Source organism: Ensifer sp. LC163 (genome assembly GCF_001695855.1).
In the GTDB taxonomy this organism is placed as follows: domain Bacteria; phylum Pseudomonadota; class Alphaproteobacteria; order Rhizobiales; family Rhizobiaceae; genus Ensifer.
On sequence record NZ_MBSS01000005.1, the window covers coordinates 103,772 to 127,028 of the forward strand.

A 23,257-nucleotide genomic window follows, 5' to 3' on the forward strand; every position below is an offset into this window, starting at 1 on the left:
CGCTTCGATTGCTACTTCAGTTTCATGAGCACCCGCGCGAAGGCGCGGTCGATGTCTTCCTCCAGATGGTGGCGTCCGTTGCGGATCTTCCACTGTCCGGCGACCATGACGTCGCGCACGGTCTCGCCGCCGAGCGCAAACAGCCAGCGGTCGAGAATCTGATTGCCGCTTGCGGCGGCGACGTACGGATTGGAGCCGTCGAGCACGACGAAATCGGCACGCCAGCCGACCGCGATGCCTGCGGTCTTCTGGCCGACCGCCTGGGCTCCGCCCTTGAGGGCTGCATCGAAAATGGTGTGGCCGACCGAGGCGCCCGGGCCGGCGGCAAGCCGGTTGCGGCGGCGGTCGCGCAGCCGCTGGCCATATTCGAGCAGCCGCAGCTCTTCGGCAACGCTGGTTGCCACATGGCTGTCGGTGCCGATGCCGAGGCGGCCGTCTTCGGCCATGTAGTCGACGGCGGGAAAAATGCCGTCGCCGAGATTGGCTTCGGTTGCCGGGCAGAGGCCGGCGACCGCGCCGGACCGCGCCAGCCGCTGTCTCTCCTCGTCGGTCAGATGGGTGGCGTGGATCAAGCACCAGCGCTCGTCGACGGGCATCTCGTCGAGCAGCCATTGAACCGGGCGACGACCGCTCCAGGCGAGACTGTCCCCGACTTCCTTAGTCTGCTCGGCGACGTGGATGTGGATCGGGCCGTTGACGGGGGCCTGTTCGAGGATCGTGCGCATCTCTTCCGGCGTCGCGGCGCGCAGCGAATGGATGGCGTAGCCGAGCGTCTGGCCGTTGTCGCGGCAGAGCGGCGCCAGCCGCTCCAGCAGTGCGAGGAAACGATCGGGATCATGCAGGAAGGGGCGCTGGCCGGCATTCGGAGCGACGCCGCCGAAATTGGCGTGGGCATAGAAGACCGGCAGATGGGTGAGGCCTATGCCGGTCGACTGCGCGGCAGCAAGAATGCGCAGGGACATCTCGGCCGGATCGGAATAGGGCGTGCCATCGGCCGTGTGATGCAGGTAATGGAATTCGGCGACATGTCCGAAGCCGCCCTTCAGCATCTCCATATAGAGCTTGGCGGCGATCGCCTCGACATCGTCGGGGTTCACGAGCCCGACGGTGCGATACATTTCCTCCCGCCAGGTCCAGAAGCTGTCATCGCCGCTGCCGGCGACCTCGGCGAGGCCCGCCATGGCGCGCTGGAAGGCGTGGGAATGCAGGTTGGCGATGGCGGGGATCAGCGGCCCGGCAACGCGTTCGTCACCTTCGGCGATCGGCTGGTCGGCCTTGATGGACGCGATCCCGCCCGAAGCGTCGAGCGCAATGGCGACATTCTGCGCCCAGCCGGTCGGCAGAAGCGCATGGTCGGCGAAGAGCCGGTTGACGGGAAAAGTTGCCATGTTGCGATTTTCCTGTACGTAGTTGTATATGGAACTATAGATATTTTACGGTGGCGCGCAAGCGCGAAATGAACGAAAAGAATCATTGCCGGATGCGCATGATTTGTTCGCTATCCGGAAAAGACGGGGCAAGAGCTGATGACGGCACCCAGGCGAAGGAACGACATGGCCGCATTCGAGGACGGACCGGTGCCACGCTACGAGGCGGTGAAGCAGTTCATCCGCACCCGCATCGACAGCGGGGAATGGCCGGCACATCACCGCATCCCTTCCGAAAACGAGATCGTCGCCGATCTCGGCGTCAGCCGCATGACTGCGAACCGGGCGCTGCGAGAGCTGGCGACCGAAGGCGCGATCACCCGCGTTCAGGGGGTCGGGTCCTTCGTCGCGGCACACAAGGGCAGCACCGCACTTCTGGAGGTGCGCAATATTGCCGACGAGATCCGTGAACGCGGCCATGCGCACACCTCGCGCATGACGCTGATGCAGGAAGAGGTGGCGCCTTCGGAAATCGGCTATGCGCTCGGGCTTGCGACGGGAGCCCGGGTATTCCATTCGATCATGGTCCATTCGGAAAACGGCCTGCCGATCCAGATCGAAGACCGGTTCGTCAACCCGGCCATCTGCCCGAAATATATGGAGCAGGATTTTCGCGACATGACGCCGAACGCCTATCTGACGGCGGTCGCACCGATCACCCGTACCGAACAGATCGTCGAGGCGGTCTCGCCGCAACCTTGGGAATGCAAGCTGCTCGGCATCGATCGTAACGAGCCCTGCCTGATGATCCGGCGTCGCACCTGGTCCGACACTGCCAATGTGACGACGGCGCGCCTTCTTTATCCTGGAACGCGTTATCGCCTTGAAGGTGTGTCGCAATAGCCGGCAGACCCGCTCGGTCGATTCGGAAGTTGGCATGGTGCCGGATGTGAGAAAGGCAACACTATGGTTGAAGACGCGCTGAAGCTTCGCACGCAGCTGCCAAGGCCCGATGTGACGTCTGAGGACGCGTCGCGCATTCTTTCGGAGCATTTCGGCCTCTCCGGCGCCTTGACCGAACTGGGAAGCCAGCAGGATCGCAACTATCGGATCGACACCGGCGAGGCGCGGTTCGTGCTGAAGATCTGCCAGGCGGCCTATGACCTGCAGGAGCTGCAGGCCCAGAACGCCGCCTTGCTGCATCTCGCCCGCCAGGCCGGCTCGGTGCGGGCGTCGCAGGTCGTGCGCGCGCTCGACGGCAACGACATCGTCGAGGTGACGGTGCGCGGCGAGGCCTATCGCGTTCGTCTGCTGACCTATCTCGATGGCGTGCCGCTGACGCGGCGCAAGTATCTGGCGGCGGAAACGGTGGCTGCACTCGGCGACATCGCCGGGCGGCTGGCGGTGGCGCTCCGTGATTTCGATCATCCGGGCCTTGACCGTGAACTGCAATGGGACCTGCGGCACGCCGCACCGGTCGCACTGCACCTGCTTGCCGCCATGACCGACGAGGGCCTGAAGAAACGAATTGCCGAGGCCATGGTCGGGGCCATGCGCCGGCTTCAACCCCTGACAGCCGATCTGCGCATCCAGGCCATCCACCACGACGTCACCGACGACAATGTCGTTGGTCAGCCGGATACCGCCGGCAGACCGATCCCGGATGGCGTCATTGATTTCGGCGATATTCTGAAGGGCTGGCTCGTCGCCGAACTGGCGGTCACCTGCGCCTCGCTGCTGCACCATGCCGATGGCGATCCTCTCTTCATTCTGCCGGCCGTCCGGGCCTTTCACGCGGTCTGCCCGCTTGAGGAAAGCGAACTGAAGGCGTTGTGGCCGTTGATCGTCGCGCGCGCCGCGGTCCTGGTCGCCAGTTCCGAACAGCAGCTCACCATCGACCCCGACAACGCCTATGTGCAGGGCAACGCCGCGCATGAGCGCGAGATCTTCGACGTTGCCGTCTCCGTGCGGCCGGCCCTGATGCAACATGCGATCTTGCGTGCCGTCGATGCGGCACCGGAGGCGACGACGCCGGTGGTCGGCGAGGGACTGCTCATCGAGATAGAGCCGGCCGGCGTGCGCCAGATCGATCTTTCGATCCTGAGCCCCTTGCTTCCCGAGGAGCGCTGGCAGCACGATGGCCTTCCAACCTCGCTGCTGCAGACGGCGGCGCATGCGATCGGCATGGCGTCGACCCGCTATGGCGAGTATCGGCTGACCGAGAGCACGCTTCGGGCATCGACGCCGGCGCCAACCTTCGCGCTGCATGTCGATCTCTGCCTGCCGACCGGCACCGTCGTCAGGGCACCTTTTGCCGGCCGAACCGAATGGCATGACGGGCGGATGGTCCTGAACGGTCCTTCAGTGGTTCTCCACCTCTCCGGTCTCGAGCCGCCTGAAGATACGGATGAGACCGTCGCCGCCGGCATGCCGATCGGCGTGGCGGTCGAGGCCGGCCACGGGCTCGGCCTGATGCGGGTGCAGCTCTGCCGCGAGCCGGGGCTGATTCCACCGCTGTTTGCTCCGGCCCGCCAGGCGGACGCCTGGCGCGTGCTCTGCCCGTCACCATCAGGCATCCTCGGATTCGACTGCGATGCGCCCAGGCCCCATGCTGCCGACCTCCTTGATCGCCGTCAGCAGCATTTCGCCAAGCCGCAGAAGAACTACTACCGCACGCCGCCGCAGATCGAGCGCGGCTGGAAGGAGCACCTGTTCGACGTCGAGGGCCGGGCCTATCTCGACATGGTCAACAACGTCACCATCCTTGGCCACGGACATCCGCGGCTGGCGGCCGCGGTCGGCCGGCAATGGTCGCTGCTCAACACCAATTCGCGTTTCCACTATGCCTCGGTCGCCGAGTTTTCCGAACGGCTTGCAGCACTTGCGCCTGATGGCCTCGATACGGTCTTCCTCGTCAACAGCGGCTCGGAAGCCAACGATCTCGCCTTGCGGCTTGCCTGGGCCTTTTCCGGCCAGCGCAACGTCGTCAGCCTGCTCGAAGCCTATCACGGCTGGACGGTGGCGAGCGACGCGGTCTCGACCTCGATCGCCGACAATCCGCAGGCACTCAGCACCCGTCCCGACTGGGTGCATGCGGTGGTGGCGCCCAACACCTATCGTGGCCCGTTCCGGGGATCCGACACGACCGACAATTATGTGCGATCGGTGGCGACCAAGCTGCGCGAACTGGAGGACGGGGGCCAAGGCCTTGCCGGTTTCATCTGCGAGCCGGTCTATGGCAATGCCGGCGGCATTCCCCTGCCGAAAGGCTACCTCGACGCCGTCTATGCCATGGTCCGGCAGCGCGGCGGCGTCTGCATCGCCGATGAGGTGCAGGTCGGCTACAGCAGGCTCGGGGACTATTTCTGGGGGTTTGAGGAGCAGGGCGTGGTGCCCGATATTATCACCGTCGCCAAGGGCATGGGCAATGGCCATCCGCTCGGGGCCGTCATCACCCGGCGCGAGATTGCCGACGCGTTGGAGAAGGAAGGCTATTTCTTCTCGTCGTCTGGCGGCAGTCCGGTCAGTTCCGTCGTTGGGCTCACGGTGCTCGATCTTCTCGAAGAGGAGAAACTGCAGGAGAATGCGCGTGTCGTCGGCGGCTACCTCAAGACGAGGCTCGAAGCGCTGGAACAGCGCTTTCCGCTCGTCGGCGCCGTGCACGGCATGGGGCTTTATCTCGGCGTCGAGTTCGTCCGCGATCGCGAAACGCTGGAACCGGCAACGGAAGAGACCGCTGCCATCTGCGATCGTCTCCTTGAACTCGGTGTCATCATGCAGCCGACCGGCGACCATCTGAACGTCTTGAAGATCAAGCCGCCGCTCTGCCTCAGCCGGGAAAGCGCTGACTTCTTCGCCGACATGCTGACACGGGTCCTGGAGGAGGGCTGGTAGGGAGCAGTCCCGCCGACGGAGATCTCTTACCAGCCGGCGAAGTCGGCGAGCACCGCGTCGGAAACGCGGCCGGCTGCGACATCGCCCAAAGCGCGGTCGAGGATGTCGAGCGCCCGGTCGATGTCCGTGTCCGATATGGTCAGCGGCGGCGTCATTTCCAGCACATTGGCGTTCATGCCGACATAATAGACGACGAGGCCGAGTTCATAGGCGCGGTAGATCAGCTTGGCGGTTTCTCGCGCTGCCGGCGCCCGGCTGTTGCGGTCGGCAATCAGCTCCACCCCCGAGGCCAGGCCGCGTCCGCGCACGTCGCCGATCAGGGCGTGGCGCCCGGAAAGGTGGCGCAGGCCTTCGCGCAGGCGCTCGCCCTTTCGGTGGGCGGCCTCGACCAGACCCTCCCGGTCGATGGTTTCGAGCACGGCAAGGCCGGCGGCCGTCGAGACCGGGTTGCCATGCAGGGTCTGCATCGCAAAGGCCGTGGCGCAGTCCATGATCTCGGCCGGGCCGATCGCTGCCGAAAGCGGCAGCCCGCCGCCGAGCCCTTTACCGATCGTCAGGATATCGGGCACGAAGTCCTCGTGCTCGAAGCAATGCATCCTGCCGCTGCGGCCGAGCCCGACCTTGACCTCGTCGCAGACGACGAGAATGCCGTGTTGCCGGCACAGGTCGGTGAATTTTTTGAAGAACCCCTCCGGCGGCACGATCAGCCCACCGTCCGACTGGATCGGCTCGATGAAGGCGCAGCCGATCTGTTCCGGGGTCGCGGTCGTTGCGAACCGCTGTTTCAGGAGGTCGAGGATCGCGTCGCCGGTGACATCACCCTGGTAGGGTCGATAGGGGTCGGGGTAGGGCAGCAGGATCAGGCCTTCCGCCTTGGCCGCGCCCGCCTGGACGCTATGGCCGGAAAAGGCCATCGAGCCGGTGGTGCAGCCGTGATAGGCGCCGACAAAGGAAATGACGCCGGTGCGGCCGGTGGCCTTCGCGATCGCCCGGAAGACCACCTCGTTGGCGTCCGAGCCGGAATGGCCGAACCAGACCTTGCTTCGTCCCTTGCCAGGGAAAAGGCTGAGCAGTTTTTCCGCAAGAGCGGTCGCCGGTGCGTTGGCGGCGGACAAAACGCTTGCGCCCGCCGGGTTGGCGACGGCCCGCGATACGGCCTCGACGAGTGCGGGATGGCCATAGCCAAGGCTCGCAGCACCCCACGCACCGGAAAAATCGATCAGCTCGCGACCGTTCTCCTCCATGAGGCGTGCGCCGCGGCCGCCAGCGATGGCGAGTGGAAAGAAACGCAGCTTCTGCAGGCCGGCAATCGCCTGTCCGTCCCTGGCGTAGAGGCCTTCGGTCACCGGCGGCACTCCCCAAGACTCGTCTGGAGACAACGGGTCAGTCGCTCGCCCCAGGCTGTGACGCCGGTATCGGTATCGATCAGGTCATGCCTGACTTCGATCAGCACGCCCGGCAGCTTGCGCGCGTCGGCATGCACCGGCACTGTATAGTCCTCGTCCGGATGAATATTGTAGGGCTCGTTGTCGCCGATCGTCAGCTGCTCTTCGGTGCTCAAGTCCCGGATCAAAGACTGCGCGAAAGCCTCGGCGTCACGATAGAGAATACCCGCCTGCCACGGCCGTGGCTTGCCGAAATAGACCGGGGTGAAGCTGTGCACGCCGACGACGAACGGCCGCTCGCCTTTCGCTTCGAGCAGGTCGAGGCGTCGGGAAACCGCGTCGGCGAAGGGCGTGAACAGCGTATCAATCCGCTGCTTTCGCTCCGCTTCAGTGAGATCCCTGTTTGCCGGGATCTCCGTCGTTTCGCTCACTTGCGGAATGAAGGACGGCGCCGAAAGCGGGCGGTTGCAGTCGATCACCAGCCTTGAATAGTTGGTGAAGAACAGCGGCGCGTCGAGGCTGAGGCTCAAATGCTGAGCGAGCGCTAAGGCCCCGATGTCCCAGGCGATATGGCGCCGGCGCTCGTGTTCGGGCAGGCCCATGTCGTCGAGTGCACGCGGCATGCGGTTGGACGCATGCTCGCATAAAAGCAGGAACGGCGATTTTCCGTCCGGATTGAACACCGCATAGGGCGGCGGCTCGTCGATCGCCAGAAGCGGCTGGCGAGGGTCGTGCCGTCCGTGTCGGTCGGGGCTCTTGATGGCCGTTGTCGAAGTCATGGGAGCCTATCCGTATCAGTAGACGGCCGCGTAGCGGGCGCAGAGTTCGTCGGGAGAGAGGCCATCGACGATCTCGATTTCCTTGCGCTTCATCGCGACGTAGCAATCGAGGAAGTCCTTGGCGAACCAGCCAGTCACCACCGTGTCTTCGGCAAGTGTTTCGAGCGCTTCCGGCAGGCTTGCAGGCAGGCGGCGGATGCCGAGCTTCTTCTGGTCCTCGTCGGAGAAATCGGAGGGATCCGAGTTGATCAGCGGCGGCTGTTCGAGGCCGGCCCTGATGCCTTCGAGACCGGCCCTCAGCAGGACGGCCAGCGACAGGTGCGGGCTGGCGCAGGCGTCGGCGGCGCGGTACTCCATGTTGAACTGCTTGGCCGGGTTGCTGCCGGGCAGGTCGAGCGTCGGACAGATCCTGAGCGTCGCCTCGCGGTTCTTCTCGCCAAGGCAGGTATAGGCAGCGCTCCAGTGGTGCGGAACGAGGCGCATGTAGGACAGCACCGACGGGGCGGTGAAGGCGGTCAGCGCCGGCAGGTGGCGGATGACGCCGGCGGCGAAGGATCCGGCGACCTTCGACAGGCGACCGGGGCGCGAGGCGTCGAAGGTGACGGGGCTGCCGTCGAGATCGGTAAAGCTGACATGCAGGTGCACGCCGTTGCCGACGCCGTTGGCACTCGTCTTCGGTGCGAAGCTGGCGTTCCAGCGGAAGAGGGCGGCCACTTCCTTGGTGACGGCGCGGATCGTCGCGCCGCGATCGGCCGCGGTCAGCGCATCCGCCGGGCGGCAGGTGATCTCAAACTGGTCCTTGCCGTATTCCGGCAGGAACATTTCCGGGTCGGCGCCCGCTTCCTGCAGCGCCGCCATCAACAGCGGGCCGAAGGGTTCGGCACGGCGCTGGGCGCGCAGGCCGAAGGACGGCGCGTCGGGCCAGTCGACGCCGAGAAGCTGGAACTCCTGCTCGACGGCGGAGATGACTTTCAGGCCGGCCTCGCGCTCGAACTCTTGAAGCGTGCGCTTGAGGAAGCTGCGTACGCAGCACTCCCAAGGGTCGCCTTTGAGGTCGGTGATATCGGAATGATAGAAATGCAGCGGCGTGACGTCGGGCAGGCAGGTGATGCGCGCCTTGCTGGCGGGGTCGGCCATCAGTCGGAGGTCGCCGGCCGAGCCCCAGGGATTGTTCTCGGCGATCTGGTCGAAGGGCGTCAGCGCCAGATTGGCCGGCACCCAGCCGACGCCCTTGCGCAGATAGTCGTCGATCTGCGAGGCGGCGAAGCTGCGGCCGCGGGTGATGCCGGCGATGTCGGTGGTGACGAAGGTCGCGAGTTCCGTCAGCGCGGAATGAGCCTTGCCGTTGTTGTTCTCGGTCATGAATTCCCCTCTTGTCTCAAGATTTTCGACGGCGGCTCAGGCTTGGCGCAGGCCATGAAGGCGGTTGACGACGGTGTCTGTATCGGTGGTCCAGCAGTAGCCGGAATAGGCGCGAAGGGCACCTTCGTGGCGCTCGGGGCTGTAGGTCGCGCAGGCGTCGTTGACGACGGTAACGAGATAGCCGCGGTCGGCGGCGTCGCGCACGGCCATGTCGACGCACTGGTCGGTGATGACGCCGGCGATGATCAGGTAGCGGGTGTTGAGGTTGCGCAGGATGTAGTCGATGTTGGTGGAGTTGAAGACGCCGGAAGACGTCTTCGGCAGCACGATCTCGTTGTCTACAGGCGCCAGTTCGGGAATGACCTGGCCCTCGGGCGAGCCCTTCGGCACATGCATGTCGGACAGCTTGTGGTCGAGCGAGCGGTCGCGGCCGTCAAGCGTCAGGCTCTCGATGACGGTGTGCAGCACTTCGCAACCGGCCTTGCGCGCGGCTTCGAGGATGCGGACCTGGTTTGGGATGACGGTCTGGCGCAGCCGCTTGTGATAGTAGCTGTCGGCGTCCTGCGGATGGGTCGGATCAAGATTGGGTTCGCACCAGATGCGCTGCATGTCGACGAACAGCACGGAGGTGCGGCCGCGCTCGTAGTCGCTGTCGCGTCTTAGCATGTCGTCCCCGACCTTTACTGTAACGGCACTCATTGGGATTCTCCTCGGTTGTGGTTTTTGCCTTTCGGCAAGCGTGTCAGCGGCCGTCGTCGACGTTCGGGTTGAGGGCATCTTCGGTGATGGCGTAGCCGCGTCGCAGCTCCTCCATCTTCTCGATGCGGGCGCGTGATTGGGTGGCGAGACGGGCCGTCAGCGCGGCGATCAGCGCTTCGGTCTGGGCGATGGCCGGCACCATCGTGTCATAGGGCGAGACGGTGTCGACCGGTGCCGTCAGCGTGACGGTGGCAAAATCGGCGATCGGCGAAAGCCAGCGGTCGGTGAACAGCACGATGCGTGCGCCCTGTGCGGCCGCCCGCCGGGCGAAGCGAATGGTGTCGTTCTGGTAGCGGCGGTAATCGTAGACGAAGAGCACGTCGCGTTTGCCGAGATCGACGAGCTGGTCGACCTGATCGGCCTGGCTGCCGTTGATCCAGCGGGTGTCGCCGCGCAGCTGCTTCATATGCGACCAGAGCAGGCCGGCGAGAAAGCCGCTGAAACGGCCGCCGAGGCAATGGACGCGGGCGCTCGTGTCGGCGGCCGCATCGACCGCTGCCTCAAAATCCTCCGAGGGCAACATCTGCATCGAGGATTCGAGTGCATGGATGCTGGCGCGCAGGAAGTATTGGTAGAAATTTTCCTGCTCCAGCGACGGACGGCGCTCGTCCAGCATCGACAGCGGCGAACTCATGCGCTCCTGCACTTCGCCGAGCAGCGCCTGTTGAAACTCAGGATAACCCTCGAAACCAAGCTTGTTGGCAAAGCGCACGACGGTCGGATTGCTGACCCCCGCCGACGAGGCCAGATAGGCAACGGTATTCAGTCCCGCCGCCGGATAGTTCGACAGGAGCTGCCGCACGATCTTCAGTTCCGATCGCGTGAAGGTAATAGCCCCTTCAGTCAGTCGATCCCGGATTGCCACGATTTCCGCCTCCCAAAAATGATGGCTTGAACCCCAGTTTCTAATTTTTGTTACATAATTGCTAGCAGAGAATGTTTTTTGAAACAAGATTGACATTTGATCGAGAAGAGATAACTTTCATTTCGGGAACTGGCCCGAGCCAAAAACAACGGCGGGCCGACAATTCGGGGGAATGCAGATGGTTCGCGTCAGGCGAGAAACCGTCGTCGGTATCCTTTTAACGTCGTTGCCGCTTTTGCTGGCCGCTGCTGTCGCCTCGCTGGCCTTTCCAGGCAGCGGCGAGCGCCTCGTTACGCTGTTCATGATCAACGTGATCGCGGTGGTCGGTATCGGTATGTATGCCGGCAATTCGGGCATCGTTTCCTTCGGCCATGTCGGCTTCATGGCGATCGGCGCCTATGCGTCGGGCCTTCTGACCATCAACCCGATCGTTCAGAAGACGGCGCTGCCGCACCTGCCGGAATGGCTGGCCGGCATCGGCATGCCGTTCCTGCCGGCGCTTGCCGTGGCGCTCGTGGTCGTGGCATTGGTTGCCGTCCTCATCGGCATTCCCGTCGCGCGCCTTGCCGGATCGTCGGCGTCGATCGCGACGCTCGGTTTTCTCGTGATCGTCCATGTCGTGCTCGTTGCCTCGACCGACATCACCCGTGGCAGCCAGACCTTCTTCGGCATTCCGCGCGCGGTCAATCTGTGGGTGGCGCTGCCTTTTGCCGTGGCCGCAATCGCCATTGCCCGTCTCTATCGGGATTCAAGCGCGGGCTTGAAGCTCAGGGCTTCACGCGAGGACGAGATCGCCTCGACCGCCGTCGGCGTCAACGTCAAGCTCCATCGTTTTGTCGGCTGGGTGCTCGGCGCTATTCTGGCGGGTGCGGCCGGCGCGCTGCTTGCCCATTTCCTCGGCGCCTTCTCGCCCAAGGACTTTTATTTCAACCTGACCTTCGTTCTGCTCGCCATGCTGATACTTGGCGGCGTCACCACCGTCTCGGGTGCCGTCGGCGGCACGGCCGTGATCATGCTGATCGTCGAGCTTCTGCGCAAACTCGAAGGCGGCGTCGATCTTGGTTTCGTCACGCTGCCAACCGTTTTTGGTCTCACGGATATCGGCATCGGCGTCGCGATCCTGGTGGTGATGTACCGCCTGCAGGACGGGCTCTTCGGCGTCAGGGAGCTGGACGAGCGTTTTGGCTGGCTGAAGCGCTTTACCCCGAAGGCTGCGACATCCTCTGACGGTACGCAAAAGATTGCTGCTATCCCGCCGGGCGGAACGCTCAAGGTCGAGAATCTCGGCAAGAAATTCGCCGGCCTCGTTGCGCTGGAAAACGCCAATTTCGAGATCAAACCGGGCCTGGTCACCGGTCTGATCGGCCCGAACGGAGCCGGCAAGTCGACCCTGATCAACAGCGTTTCGGGCGTCGTGCCGCCGTCGAGCGGCCGCGTGCTAATCGACGGCAAGGACATCGCATCGCTGCCGGTCCACGCCGTTCCGGTTGCTGGCCTTGCGCGTACCTTCCAGAATATCCGCCTGTTCAAGAACCTGACCGTACTTGAGAACGTCACGGTGGCGGCAAGCGCGCTGAAGGGCAGTGGCGAGGACCCTATGGAAAGCGCCCGGCTGGTGCTGGCCGAGGTGGGGCTCGACGGCTTTTCCGATCAGCTTGCCGGTACGCTGTCCTATGGCGCGCAACGTCGTCTCGAGATCGCCCGTGCGCTGGCTCTGAAGCCGCGCTACCTGTTGCTCGATGAGCCGGCGGCCGGGATGAACCCTGCCGAAACGCAGGAGCTGATGCATGTGCTCGACCGCATCCGCACGAAATACCGCCTCGGCCTGCTCGTCGTCGAGCATGACCTGAAGCTGATCATGCGGCTCTGCGACATCGTCGTTGTCCTGAACAAGGGCCAGCAGATTGCCATCGGCACGCCGGCGGAGATCCAGGCCAATCCCCATGTGATCGAAGCGTATATCGGCCGTCGCCGCTCGTCGGCGCAGGCGCCCCGCGGCGCCGTCGAGACTACCAGCCCCCAGGCAGGCATCAGCGGCCTTCACAATCCAGCTTGATCAGCAAACGAAATCAGAAAGAGGGAGCTTACCGATGAAATCGAACCTTAGGGCCCTGTGCCTCACCACCGTACTTAGCGGCTTCGTGCTGTCGCCACTGCCGGCGCTTGCCGAGGACTTGGTCATCGGCCTTGCCACCGCCCAGACCGGCGGCCTTGCTCCCTACGACCAGCCGTCGCTGAAGGGCCTGGAGATGGCTGTCGAGGAAATCAACGCGGCCGGGGGCGCTGCCGGCAAGTTCCCGATCAAGCTGGTGGCCAAGGATACCCGCTCCGACGCCGCCCAGACGGCGCTGGTGGCGCAGGAGCTGGTCGATCAGGGTGTCAAGATCATGATCACGCCCTGCGATGCCGATCCGTCGATCGCCGCCGGCCAGGTGACGCAGGCAGCGCAAATCCCGGCCTTCTCGTTCTGCGCCACGACCCCGACCATGCCGCTTGCCGTCGGCGATTACATGTTCGGCAACTATCCCGCCGACAACGTCCAGGCCTCGGTGCTTGCTACCTACGCCGTCGAGAAGGGCTACAAGAAGGCCTATATCCTCAAGTCTCCTGACAGCGCCTATACGCTGAAGCTTCCGGAATATTTCGGCGAAGCCTTCAAGGCCAAGGGCGGTGAGCTTCTCGGCGAAGGCACGTTCAGCATGGGCCAGCAGGATTTCGGCGCCGAAGTCACCAAGATCAAGGCGATGAACCCGGCGCCCGATGTCATCATGACCGCTGCCTACGAGCCCGATTTCCCGGCCTTCATCCGCCAGCTGCGCGGTGCTGGCGTGACCATCCCGATCCTCGGCAGCGACGGCATCGACTCGCCGACGACCTTCGGCCTTGGCGCCACCGTCGACGGCGTGGTCTTCACCACGGCCGGCTTTGCCAGTGAAGGCAGCCCGCTCGCCGACTTCAATGTCAAGTACAAGGAAAAGTTCGGCCAAGTGCCGGATACCGTCTACATCGCCAACGGCTACGATCTCGGCAAGGTCATCGACGCAGCGGTGACCGAAGCCAACAGCATCGACCCGGTCGCCATCCGCAACGCCATCGCCTCGCTCGAAAACGTCCAGGGCGTTACCGGCCCGATCAGCTATGCCGGCACGCAAGGCATGCCGTTGCGCTCGGTCTCGCTGGTCCGCATCGAAGGCGGCAACCGCGAACTGATCAGCCAGGGCGTTCCGGCCGCGGCCGATATTCCGGCCCCCTGAACCGTCGCCGCTTGCGGTCTCCGGCAAGGGTGCCGGAGATCGATCGGCCGCAACTGGCCGCTTCGCAATCCATGGCAAGGACTTTGCCCCGATGATGCACAGTGAAATTCCAGCTCAGAAGCCCTTGCTCGAGGTCAGCGGCCTTAAGGTCGCCTATGGTGCCGTCGAGGCGTTGAAGGGCGTCGATCTCACCGTCGGCAAGGGACAGATCGTCACGCTGCTCGGTGCCAACGGTGCCGGCAAGAGCTCGACGCTGAATGCACTGGTGGGCCTGGCGGCAAAGAAGGCGGGGCGGGTTTCCTTCAACGGCCAGGACATTTCCGGCCTGCCGCCGGAACAGATCGTCAGGCTCGGCATGACGCTGACGCCGGAAGGCCGACGCATCTTTCCAAGCCTGACGGTGGACGAACACCTGTTGCTCGGCGGCGCCATGCACAAGGCGCGCGGCGCGATCTCCGACGTGCGCGAAGACATGCTGTCACGCTTCCCGATCCTGAAGGAGCGCCTCGGCCAGAAGGCGGGTTCGCTCTCCGGGGGCGAGCAGCAGATGCTGGCAATCGCCCGCTCGATGATGTCGTCGCCCGACCTGCTGCTGCTCGACGAACCGTCGCTTGGCCTCGCGCCGCAGGTGGTCGATCTGATCTTCGACCTGATCGCCGGTCTGCGCCAGAAAGGTCTGACGATCCTGCTCGTCGAGCAGAACGTCGCGCTTTCGCTTGAAATCGCCGACGCCGGCTATGTCATGGCGAACGGACGCATCGTGCTCTCCGGCACCGCCGCCGAGCTTCGCAACTCAACCGAAATCCAGGGTGCCTATCTCGGCGCTTGAGGCCGGGGGCAAAGAGGTCACAACGATGGACATGTTCCTGCAGCAGCTGGTCAACGCGCTGAGCCTCGGCGGCACCTATGCGCTTCTCGCGCTTGGGCTCGCGGTCGTCTTCTCGATCATGGGGCTGATCAATTTCGCCCATGGCGAACTGATGACGGCGGCCGGCTACGGCTTATGTTTCGCCCTGCTGCTGGGCCTGCCGTTCCCGCTCGCCATCTTCGGCGCGCTGATGATTGCCGTAGTGCTCGCCATGCTGATGGAGCGCGTCGCCTTCCGGCCGGTGCGCGGTGCCAGCGGCACGACGCTGCTTCTCACCAGCTTTGCCGTCAGCGCCATCCTGCGCGTCATCTTCCAGAATTTCATTTCGGCGCGGCCGAAACCGGTGCCGATGCCGGAGAGCTTTTCCGGAACGATCGAGATCGGCGGTCTCCATCTCGGCCTCATCCAGGGCACGTCGATCCTTGTCACCGTCATCATGCTCGTCGGGCTCAACCTCTTCCTGCGCACGACCGTTCTCGGTCGGGCGATGCGCGCGGCGTCTGAGGATTTCGCCATCGTCCGGCTGATGGGCATTCGCGCCAATGCCGTGGTGGCGACTGCCTTTGCGATTTCCGGCCTGCTGGCGGGTGTGGCAGGCATTCTCTGGGTGGCGCAACGCGGCAGCGTCGATCCGCTGATGGGTTTCCTGCCGGTGTTGAAGGCTTTCATCGCCGCGATCATCGGCGGGCTCGGCAGCCTTTCCGGTGCCGTTGCCGGCGGCTTCCTGCTCGGCTTCATCGAGGTGTTCCTGCAGGCCTATCTGCCCGAAAGCCTGCTCAGCTACCGCGATGCCTTCACCATCCTGCTCGTCATCGGCGTGCTTCTCTTCGCGCCGCAGGGGCTGCTTGCGCGCAAGACGATCGTCAAGCTCTGATCGCCAGAGCGATCATTTCAACTCGAAAGCAAAGGCCGTGAGGGTTTTCTCTCGCGGCCTTTGCATTTGCTTGAAGGGTATTCTTTCCGGCGAATGCCCTGTGGCGACGAACCGGTCCAAGGAACGCAAGCGCGGGGCGGGCGCACCGCTTGCCGTCGCCGACGATTGCGCCGGGTGCCAACACAAAAAAAACGCCGCGGGGAGGAGCCCGCGGCGTTCGATGGCGTGGAGCGTGCAATCAGCGCGCCGGCGGCGCGTACATCAGACCGCCCTGGCTCCACAGCTTGTTGAGGCCGCGGTCGATCTTGAGCGCGCTGTCCTTGCCGAGATGTTTTTCGAAAACCTCGCCGTAGTTGCCGACGGCGGAGATCGCCTGGAAGGCCCATGTCGGACCGAGGCCCAGCGCCTTGCCGGCCTCGTTGTCGATGCCGAGAAAGCGCTTCTGGCCGACGGTGCCGCTTTCCTGCAGCTTGGCGGCGTTCTCCTTGGTGATGCCCAGCTCTTCGGCTTCGATCATCGCGAACAATGTCCAGCGCACGACCTTGAACCACTGCTCGTCACCCTGGCGAACGGCCGGTCCGAGCGGTTCCTTCGAGATGACTTCGGGCAGCACGACGAAGCGGTCCGGGTCGTTCAGTGTCAGGCGCTGGGCGTAGAGCGCCGAGGCGTCGGTCGAATAGACGTCGCAACGTGCGGTGTTGAAGGCCTGGACCGTCTGGTCGGGCTTTTCAAACGCGATGACCTGGTACTGGATGTTGTTAGAGCTGAAGTAGTCGGCCATGTTCTGCTCGGTGGTCGTGCCGGTTTCCGTGCAGATGGAGGCACCCGAGAGTTCCTTGACGCTCTTCACGCCGAGGTCGTTACGCACCATGAAGGCTTGGCCGTCATAGTAGTTGACGCCGACGAAGCTCATGCCGAGATCGCTGTCGCGCGACAGCGTCCAGGTGGTCTGGCGCGACAGCAGATCGACTTCGCCCGACTGCAACGCGGTGAAGCGCTCCTTGGTCGAGAGCGGCACATATTTCACCTTGTCCGGGTTGCCGAGCGCGGCGGCGGCGACCGCGCGGCAGAAGTCGATGTCGAAGCCGCTCCATTCGCCCTTATCGTTCGGCGCGGAAAAGCCGAGCACGCCCTGGCTGACGCCACAGCGGAGTTCACCGCGTTCCTTGACGACATCGAGCGTGGCAGCGCTGGCTGCCGTTCCGGCGAGAAATGCCGCACTGGCAAGTGCTAGAATTCCTGATTTCATTGTCCTGTTCTCCTCTTGTTATGCTGTTATGAAGGCATGCGTCTTCGATGCCGGGGCGCGTGCGCGTCCCGGCCAACTGGTTTTGGTTTCGGCGTTGTTCTGCTCGACCTCAGCCGAGCTTCTTGCTCACATCCGCAAAGGTCTCCTCGAGAACCGCGAGCAGATGGTCGGCATCGCGCTTCGAGAAGATCATCGGCGGGCGCATCTTCAAGACGTTGTCATGCGGCCCTTCGGTGCCCATCAGTACGCCGCGCTGGCGTGCGCCGTTGGAAACCGCCCGGGCAAATTCGGTGGCGGGCGCCTTGGTCTTGCGATCGCTGACCAGTTCGATGCCGAGGAACAGCCCCATGCCACGGACGTCGCCGATCACCTCGTAACGCGCCTGCATCGCACGGAAGGAGTTGATGAGATAGTTGCCGATGGCAAATGCGTTGCCGCGCAGGTCCTGGCCCTCGATGACGTCGAGCACCGCAAGGCCGACGGCGCAGGAAACCGGGTTTCCGCCGAAAGTGTTGAAGTACTCCATACCGTTGTTGAAGCTGTCGGTGACCTCGCGGGTGGTGACGACGGCCGCCAGCGGATGGCCGTCGCCGATCGGCTTGCCCATGGTGACGATGTCGGGAACCACGCCCTGGGTCTCGAAGGCCCACCAATGGCTGCCGACACGGCCGAAGCCGACCTGGACCTCGTCGGCGATGCAGACGCCGCCGGCATCGCGCACCAGGCGATAGACTTCCTTGAGGTAGCCATCGGGCAGGAACACCTGGCCGGCGACGCTCGGGATCGATTCCGCGATGAAGAAGCCGAGGCCCTCGCCCTTCGCCTGCATGGCGGCGATCTGTTCGGCGACGCTTTCGGCAAAACGCTTGCCGTGTTCCTCGGCCGGCCAGTCGGCGGGCGCGCGATAGCTGTCGGGAACGGCAGCGACATGGACATGCGGCTTCGGGCCCTTGCCGCCCTTGCGACGGAATTTGTAGGGGCTGATGTCGATCAGCTCCTGCGTCGTGCCGTGATAGGACCAGTCGAGCGTAATCGCATTTTCGCGGCCCGTATGCGTGCGCATCAGGCGCAGCGCCAGGCTGTTGGCCTCCGAGCCGCTGTTGACGAAGCCGGCGACCGTCAACTCCCCAGGTAGCGTCGCCGTCAGCCGTTCGGCATAGGCGACGATGTTGTCGTGCAGATAGCGGGTATTGGTGTTGAGGATCGCCGCCTGCTTGGCCATCGCCTCGACGACTGCGGGATGGGCGTGGCCGATGTGGCAGACATTGTTGAAGCAGTCGAGATAGGCGCGGCCGCTGTCGTCGATCAGCCAGACACCTTCGCCGCGCACGAACTTGATCGGCTTCTCGTAGGAGATCGACAGGTTCGGCAGCAGCAATTCCTTGCGCAGCTTGACGATCTCGTCATGCGCACGACCGCTCTTGGTATAAAACTCCTCGGCAATGCCGGCAAAGGTGCGCGCATCGGGGAAGAGTTCGCCCCAGACGTCGAGATATTGCGGTTCGCCGACGCCGAGGATTTCGGTCGCCGAAAGGCTGGTATCGATCGAAAGCTGCAGGTGCAGGTGCGGCGCCCAGCCGCCGTTCTCCTTTGGGGCACCCATTTCACCGACGAGCGCGCCGGCTTCCAGCCTGTCGCCAGCCTTGATCCGGCCCATCGCCTCGTGCGCCAGATGACCCCAGAGCGACACGAAGGGCGGGCAGCCCTCCGGCTCGTGACGAAGCGCAATCAGGCAACCGTAACCGAGCGGGTCTTTTTCGATCTCGACGCTGACGACAGTGGCGGCGATCGGCGTGAACACCTTGGTGCCGGCCGCCATGAACAGGTCGAGCCCGAGATGGCAGGTACGGCGGGTATTCTCGATCAGCCGCGAGACGAACATCTCGCCGGAATAGACGGTGCGGGGCTCGCCCCAGGGGCCGACGCCGAGATCGATGCCGTTCTCGCGGCAATAGTCTTCCCAGATCGCCTGCGCTTCATCCGGTTGTTCGCCGGCGGATTTCACCGTCATCGGATGGTTCGGGTCGCCATAGGGCACGAGGGCTGCTGGATAGGTCGCGGCCGGGCGTTCGAGCAGCGGCGCAAGCGTCTTGCGGTTGCCGGCGATCCAGGCAGTAACGCCATGCGCGCCGGGGGCTGCCGCAAAGCCGCAGGCCTTGCGCAGGATCGCGGTGGCGAAGCGTGGGTTCATCCGGTCGAGCTTGCGCAACAGCGTCCAGGCCGGCTTTTCGCTGATGGCGAGATAGGGGTTGTCGGCCGTGTGGGCGCGACGCGAGGCCGAGATTGTCACCGAGGTGACGAGCCGCATGGCGATGAGGTCGAAGAGCAGATCGACTTCTTCCTCGAGCAGCGGATATTCCGTGTGGTAGCCGCGGGCGATCGCGGCCGTGGCGCCGATCGGATCGGGATGGTCGAGACCGGCATAGGCGGCCGCGATTGCAACCTCGGCGATGACGGGCGCATAGAGCGCGTCGCCGAAGTCGATCAGCCCGGAGATGCGGTCATGATCGGCCTTGTCGACGAGCACGTTCCAGTCGTTGGCGTCGTTGTGGATGACGGCCGAACGCAGCGTCGCCAGTTTCGGCTCCACCGTCCTCGCAAAGCGGGCAAGAAAACGCTCGAGCATCGCCCGGTCTTCAGGGGCCGCAACATGGCCCAGCCTGTCCTTGGAACGGCCGGCCCTGCGAATGTCCCAGTCGAGGTCGCGCAGCGCGCCCGGATGCATGAAGCCTTTCAACGCGGCGTCGAAGCGGCCAAGCATTTGGCCGAGCGATTGGAGCGCGCCGGCGCTGCGACCGGTTTCGGCGAGCGGGACACCCGACACCCAGCTGACGAGACGCAGCCTGTGGCGGACGCCGTGGGCGCTGGTGGTTTCGGCAAGGCTGCTGCCGGCCAATGTCGGCCGGATGTGCGGCACCGGCAATTCGGCGGCAAAGGTTCCGACATGGTTGAGCAGCGCCGTCTGGAAGTCGCTCTCGACCTCGGGCTCGGCGGCATTGACAATCTTCAGGATATAGGTGGCACCGTCTGCGGCCTCGACCTTGAAGTTCTGGTCGCGTTCGCTGGCGAGCAGCGAAAGCGTACCGGAAAGGCCGTAATGCTGCTGGAGCAGTCCCGCAGCCTGGTCGATGGAAAAGTCTGGTGTCGTCTTCAGCATATCGTTCATGGGAACCCTCGTCATACAGGCAGAGTTGCACGAGCCGCCGACGCATGCATCCGGCAATATGCCGGTTGCACCGGCATTATGTTTATAATAACCGTCATCTTGTCGGCGCACTCGGAGGCGGAAACCATGCAGGACATCGACGCGATCGACCGGACGATCCTGAGCATCCTGTCGCGGGAAGCGCGCATCCCGATGAAGTCGCTGGCGGGCCGGATCGGGCTTTCCAGAAGTGCGACGACGGAGCGTGTCACCCGTCTGGAAAAGGCGGGCATCATCCGCGGCTACCGCGCCGATATCGGCCAGCTTGAAGAGGGGCAGATCCAGGCTTTCCTGCTCGTCACTTTGCAGCGCACGCCATCGATCGGCGTGCTCGATCGGCTCGCCGGCTTCTCGTCAGTACGCAAGGTTTCGTCCGTCAGCGGCCAGCTCGATCTGGTCGTCGAGGTCGAGGTCGGTTCCATCAACGCGTTGAACGAACTGCGCAACGAGGTGGCGACCATGGACAATGTCGAGGACCTGACGACGTCGATCGTGCTCAGGCGGGATATCGAAAGAAGCTGAGGTTCTGGGGCTTTCCGTCTTAGGCGGCGTTATCGAAAGCTCCCTGTTTGTTTTTACGCATATCCTGACGGAAAACCGCTACGCACTTTTCCTGGAAAAGCTTAGCGCCTCAGCCTTCGCTCAGCATCTCCGCCTCACCAGCGAAGCGTTCGACCAGAGTGCGGCGCATGCGGCCGATGTCGCGCATCGGCGGCTCGCCGAAGTGGCGGGCGTATTCGCGGCTGAACTGCGACTGGCTCTCGTAACCGACCTGATGGCCGGCATCTCCGGCATCGAGGCGTTCTTCCAGCATCAGGCGCCGCGCCTCCTGCAGCCGCAGTTGCTTCTGGTACTGCAACGGGCTCATCGCGGTGATCGCCTTGAAATGGTGGTGCAGCGACGAAACGCTCATGCTGACGCGGCTTGCGAGGTCATCGATGCGCAGTGGCCGGGAATAGTGCTCCTTCAGCCAGGCGACGGCGCGACCGACCTGATGCGGTTGGCTGTCGGCGGTCGCCATCTGTCGCAGGCGATGGCCATGCGGGCCGGTCAGCAGGCGGTAAAGGATCTCCTGTTCGATCAGCGGCAGGAGCGCCGGAATGTCGTCGGGCCGGTCGAGCAGGCGCAGCAGCTGGAGCGCGGCGTCTTCGAGATCGGCGGTGATCTTGCTGACTGTCATGCCGCGCGCCGTTGCGGCAGGCGCCGGCAGTTGCGGTAGCGAGGCGACCAGCGCCTGGATCTTGCCGCGGTCTAGCGTGAAGGCCATGCTGAGATAGGGTTCTTGCGCCGAGGCCTGACAGACCTGGGAGAGAACGGGGAGATCGATCGACGTCAACAGATAGTCGGATGCGCCGTAGATCAGCGTTTCCTCGCCGAGGATCACGCGCTTGGCGCCCTGCACGATGATCGCCAGGCTTGGCCTGTAGGCAGAACAGTTGACCGGGGCGTCGCCGCCATGACGATGGAGTGTCAGACCGGAAATGCCGGTCATGTGGTCGCCGTCCGTTTCGGCGAACCGGGCAATGACGTCGATCATCTCGGGGCGGGAGGTCTGTCGCGTGGCTGTCATAATCTTCTGTCTTTCCAGCGGCTTAGCATTGTCTGAGGCGATGCTCAGATAGGGCCTCGGCGTGCCAACTCCAGGACGTCTATCTCAATCTTGCAGGATCGTGCAAAAACTTTGCAGGATCGCTCTAACGCTTTGCGGTCGGCGCACCCATAGTCCTTGCTGCGATCTGCCGGGAACGCTCCGGCTTTTCGCATCTCCCAAAATGAAGGACAGACTGATGGCCATTGCAAGAGGATATGCGGCGACCGATGCGTCGAAACCGCTTACGCCCTTCACCTTCGAACGTCGCGAGCCGCGCGACGACGACGTGGTGATCGACATCAAATATTGCGGCGTCTGCCACTCCGACATTCACCAGGCACGCAACGAATGGGGCAACTCGGTCTTCCCGATGGTCCCTGGCCACGAAATCGTCGGCATCGTCACCGCCGTCGGCTCCAAAGTCACCAAGTTTAGGGTGGGCGACCGCGCCGGCGTCGGCTGCTTCGTCGATTCCTGCACCACCTGCGCGACGCGCGACATCGACCTGGAACATTACCTGCCGGGTCTGGTGGTGACGTATAACGGCGTCGAGGCGGACGGCAAGACCGCGACGCAGGGCGGATACTCCGACAGCATCGTCGTGAGGGAAGGCTACGTGCTGTCGATTCCGGAAAACCTGCCGCTGGATGCGGCAGCACCGCTGCTGTGCGCCGGCATCACGCTCTATTCGCCGCTTCGCCACTGGAAGGCCGGTCCCGGCAAGAAGGTCGCGATCGTCGGCATGGGCGGCCTCGGCCACATGGGCGTGAAGATTGCCCACGCCATGGGCGCGGAGGTGACGGTGCTCAGCCAAAGCCTGTCGAAGAAGGAAGACGGGCTGAAGCTCGGCGCCGACCACTATTACGCCACCAACGATCCGGAAACCTTCAAGACGCTTCAGGGTCATTTCGACCTGATCATCTGCACGGTTGCGGCCGAGATCGACTGGAACGCCTACCTCAATCTTCTGAAGATCGACGGCGACTTCGTGCTGGTCGGCATTCCGGAAAATGCCGTGCCGGTTCATGCCTTCGCGCTGGTTCCGGCTCGCCGCAGCATTTCCGGCTCGATGATCGGCTCGATCAAGGAGACCCAGGAAATGCTCGACTTCTGCGGCGAGCACAACATCGTCTCTGAGATCGAAACGATCAGGATCCAAGAGATCAACGAAGCTTATGAGCGGGTCGTCAAGAGCGACGTGCGCTACCGCTTCGTCATCGACATGGCGTCGCTCGACGCCGCGTAAGCGCGTTGTTTAAGGCGCTCGACCGAAGTGTTTGCCCCAGGATCCCGTCGGCTCCTGGGGCAATTCTTGTCTCACCTCAGACGAGCGGCAGCGGCCCGTCGTTCTTGATCTCTTCCATTACCGCGTAGGTGCGGGTTTCCTTGACCCCCGGCAGTGTCCAGAGCACCTGACCGAGGAAGTTGCGGTAGGCCGCCATGTCCTCGAAGCGGGTCTTGACGAGATAGTCGAAGCCGCCGGCGACCATGTGACATTCCAGAACAGCCGGTGCCTGCTTGATCGCGATCGCGAACTGGTGGAAGACATCGGGCGTCGTCTTGTCGAGCATGACCTCGATGAAGACGAGCAGGCCGAAGCCGAGCTTCTGCGGATCGAGGCGGGCGCCGAAACCCGAAACATACCCTTCCTTCAACAGCCGGCGCAGCCGTTCGCTGGTTGCCGTCGGCGACAGGCCGATGCGATCGGCAAGCTCCAGATTGGTGATCCGGCCATCCGCCTGCAGGATGTTGAGAATTCTACGGTCTATCTTGTCGATCTGATGCATCGTGCCGCCTCCTGCTCG

General features: G+C 63.8%; 18 protein-coding genes. 8 read left to right on the plus strand and 10 right to left on the minus strand.

Annotation, left to right across the window (positions count from 1 at the left end):
- Positions 1-11 precede the first annotated feature (11 nt).
- Positions 12-1,388 carry a formimidoylglutamate deiminase gene (gene hutF, locus BC360_RS05590; RefSeq protein WP_065794554.1) on the minus strand — a complete coding sequence of 459 codons (1,377 nt, stop codon included), beginning with the start codon at positions 1,386-1,388 and terminating at the stop codon, positions 12-14.
- Positions 1,389-1,526: 138 nt separating this feature from the next.
- On the opposite strand from hutF, the gene hutC reads away from it, so the two are divergent.
- Positions 1,527-2,270 carry a histidine utilization repressor gene (hutC, locus tag BC360_RS05595; RefSeq protein ID WP_065780878.1) on the plus strand — a complete coding sequence of 248 codons (744 nt, stop codon included), beginning with the start codon at positions 1,527-1,529 and terminating at the stop codon, positions 2,268-2,270.
- 63 nt (positions 2,271-2,333) lie between these two features.
- Complete coding sequence (locus BC360_RS05600) at positions 2,334-5,261, plus strand: aminotransferase (RefSeq protein WP_065794555.1); 2,928 nt, start codon at positions 2,334-2,336, stop codon at positions 5,259-5,261.
- 26 nt (positions 5,262-5,287) lie between these two features.
- Here the strand turns inward: BC360_RS05600 and BC360_RS05605 are convergent, their stop codons facing one another.
- The 5 genes from BC360_RS05605 to BC360_RS05625 are packed head-to-tail and all read right to left on the minus strand — an operon-like array spanning position 5,288 to position 10,411.
- Positions 5,288-6,607 carry an aspartate aminotransferase family protein gene (locus BC360_RS05605; RefSeq protein WP_065794556.1) on the minus strand — a complete coding sequence of 440 codons (1,320 nt, stop codon included), beginning with the start codon at positions 6,605-6,607 and terminating at the stop codon, positions 5,288-5,290.
- Positions 6,604-7,425 (minus strand): N-formylglutamate amidohydrolase, encoded by an 822-nt coding sequence (locus BC360_RS05610; protein ID WP_065780875.1) that lies wholly within the window; start codon positions 7,423-7,425, stop codon positions 6,604-6,606. The genes BC360_RS05605 and BC360_RS05610 overlap by 4 nt, the downstream gene beginning before the upstream one ends.
- A 15-nt stretch (positions 7,426-7,440) precedes the next feature.
- The gene (locus BC360_RS05615; RefSeq protein ID WP_065780874.1) at positions 7,441-8,787 is read right to left on the minus strand and encodes a glutamine synthetase family protein; all 1,347 of its coding nucleotides are present in this window, start codon (positions 8,785-8,787) and stop codon (positions 7,441-7,443) included.
- A gap of 36 nt (positions 8,788-8,823) precedes the next feature.
- Positions 8,824-9,486, minus strand: a complete 663-nt coding sequence (locus BC360_RS05620; protein ID WP_083222454.1) for an isochorismatase family cysteine hydrolase — start codon at positions 9,484-9,486, stop codon at positions 8,824-8,826.
- Positions 9,487-9,529: 43 nt separating this feature from the next.
- The gene (locus BC360_RS05625; protein ID WP_065780873.1) at positions 9,530-10,411 is read right to left on the minus strand and encodes a MurR/RpiR family transcriptional regulator; all 882 of its coding nucleotides are present in this window, start codon (positions 10,409-10,411) and stop codon (positions 9,530-9,532) included.
- A gap of 178 nt (positions 10,412-10,589) precedes the next feature.
- Here BC360_RS05625 and BC360_RS05630 point away from each other — a divergent pair, with 178 nt between their 5' ends.
- The 4 genes from BC360_RS05630 to BC360_RS05645 all read left to right on the plus strand — a co-directional run bounded on the left by BC360_RS05630 (position 10,590) and on the right by BC360_RS05645 (position 15,407).
- Positions 10,590-12,467: an ABC transporter permease subunit gene (locus BC360_RS05630; RefSeq protein WP_065794585.1), complete on the plus strand. Its 1,878-nt coding sequence runs from the start codon at positions 10,590-10,592 to the stop codon at positions 12,465-12,467.
- Between the two features lie 34 nt (positions 12,468-12,501).
- Positions 12,502-13,665, plus strand: a complete 1,164-nt coding sequence (locus BC360_RS05635) for an ABC transporter substrate-binding protein (protein WP_065794557.1) — start codon at positions 12,502-12,504, stop codon at positions 13,663-13,665.
- 91 nt (positions 13,666-13,756) lie between these two features.
- Positions 13,757-14,494, plus strand: a complete 738-nt coding sequence (locus tag BC360_RS05640) for an ABC transporter ATP-binding protein (RefSeq protein WP_139109925.1) — start codon at positions 13,757-13,759, stop codon at positions 14,492-14,494.
- A 25-nt stretch (positions 14,495-14,519) separates the two neighbouring features.
- Positions 14,520-15,407 (plus strand): branched-chain amino acid ABC transporter permease, encoded by an 888-nt coding sequence (locus BC360_RS05645; RefSeq protein WP_171986865.1) that lies wholly within the window; start codon positions 14,520-14,522, stop codon positions 15,405-15,407.
- A 238-nt stretch (positions 15,408-15,645) separates the two neighbouring features.
- On the opposite strand, the gene BC360_RS05650 is transcribed toward BC360_RS05645, so the two are convergent.
- Together BC360_RS05650 and BC360_RS05655 are read right to left on the minus strand one after the other, a co-directional pair.
- Complete coding sequence (locus tag BC360_RS05650) at positions 15,646-16,656, minus strand: amino acid ABC transporter substrate-binding protein (protein WP_065780870.1); 1,011 nt, start codon at positions 16,654-16,656, stop codon at positions 15,646-15,648.
- Between the two features lie 109 nt (positions 16,657-16,765).
- On the minus strand, positions 16,766-19,822 hold the full coding sequence (locus BC360_RS05655) for an aminotransferase class III-fold pyridoxal phosphate-dependent enzyme (protein WP_065794558.1): 3,057 nt from the start codon (positions 19,820-19,822) through the stop codon (positions 16,766-16,768).
- A gap of 78 nt (positions 19,823-19,900) precedes the next feature.
- Between BC360_RS05655 and BC360_RS05660 the strand changes: the two genes are divergently transcribed.
- Positions 19,901-20,383 (plus strand): Lrp/AsnC family transcriptional regulator, encoded by a 483-nt coding sequence (locus tag BC360_RS05660; RefSeq protein ID WP_065780868.1) that lies wholly within the window; start codon positions 19,901-19,903, stop codon positions 20,381-20,383.
- A 109-nt stretch (positions 20,384-20,492) separates the two neighbouring features.
- On the opposite strand, the gene BC360_RS05665 is transcribed toward BC360_RS05660, so the two are convergent.
- Positions 20,493-21,431: an AraC family transcriptional regulator gene (locus BC360_RS05665; RefSeq protein WP_065794559.1), complete on the minus strand. Its 939-nt coding sequence runs from the start codon at positions 21,429-21,431 to the stop codon at positions 20,493-20,495.
- Positions 21,432-21,648: 217 nt separating this feature from the next.
- On the opposite strand from BC360_RS05665, the gene BC360_RS05670 reads away from it, so the two are divergent.
- On the plus strand, positions 21,649-22,698 hold the full coding sequence (locus BC360_RS05670) for an NAD(P)-dependent alcohol dehydrogenase (protein ID WP_065794587.1): 1,050 nt from the start codon (positions 21,649-21,651) through the stop codon (positions 22,696-22,698).
- A 76-nt stretch (positions 22,699-22,774) separates the two neighbouring features.
- Here BC360_RS05670 and BC360_RS05675 read toward each other — a convergent pair whose 3' ends face one another.
- Positions 22,775-23,239: an Lrp/AsnC ligand binding domain-containing protein gene (locus BC360_RS05675; RefSeq protein WP_053249735.1), complete on the minus strand. Its 465-nt coding sequence runs from the start codon at positions 23,237-23,239 to the stop codon at positions 22,775-22,777.
- Positions 23,240-23,257 lie beyond the last annotated feature (18 nt).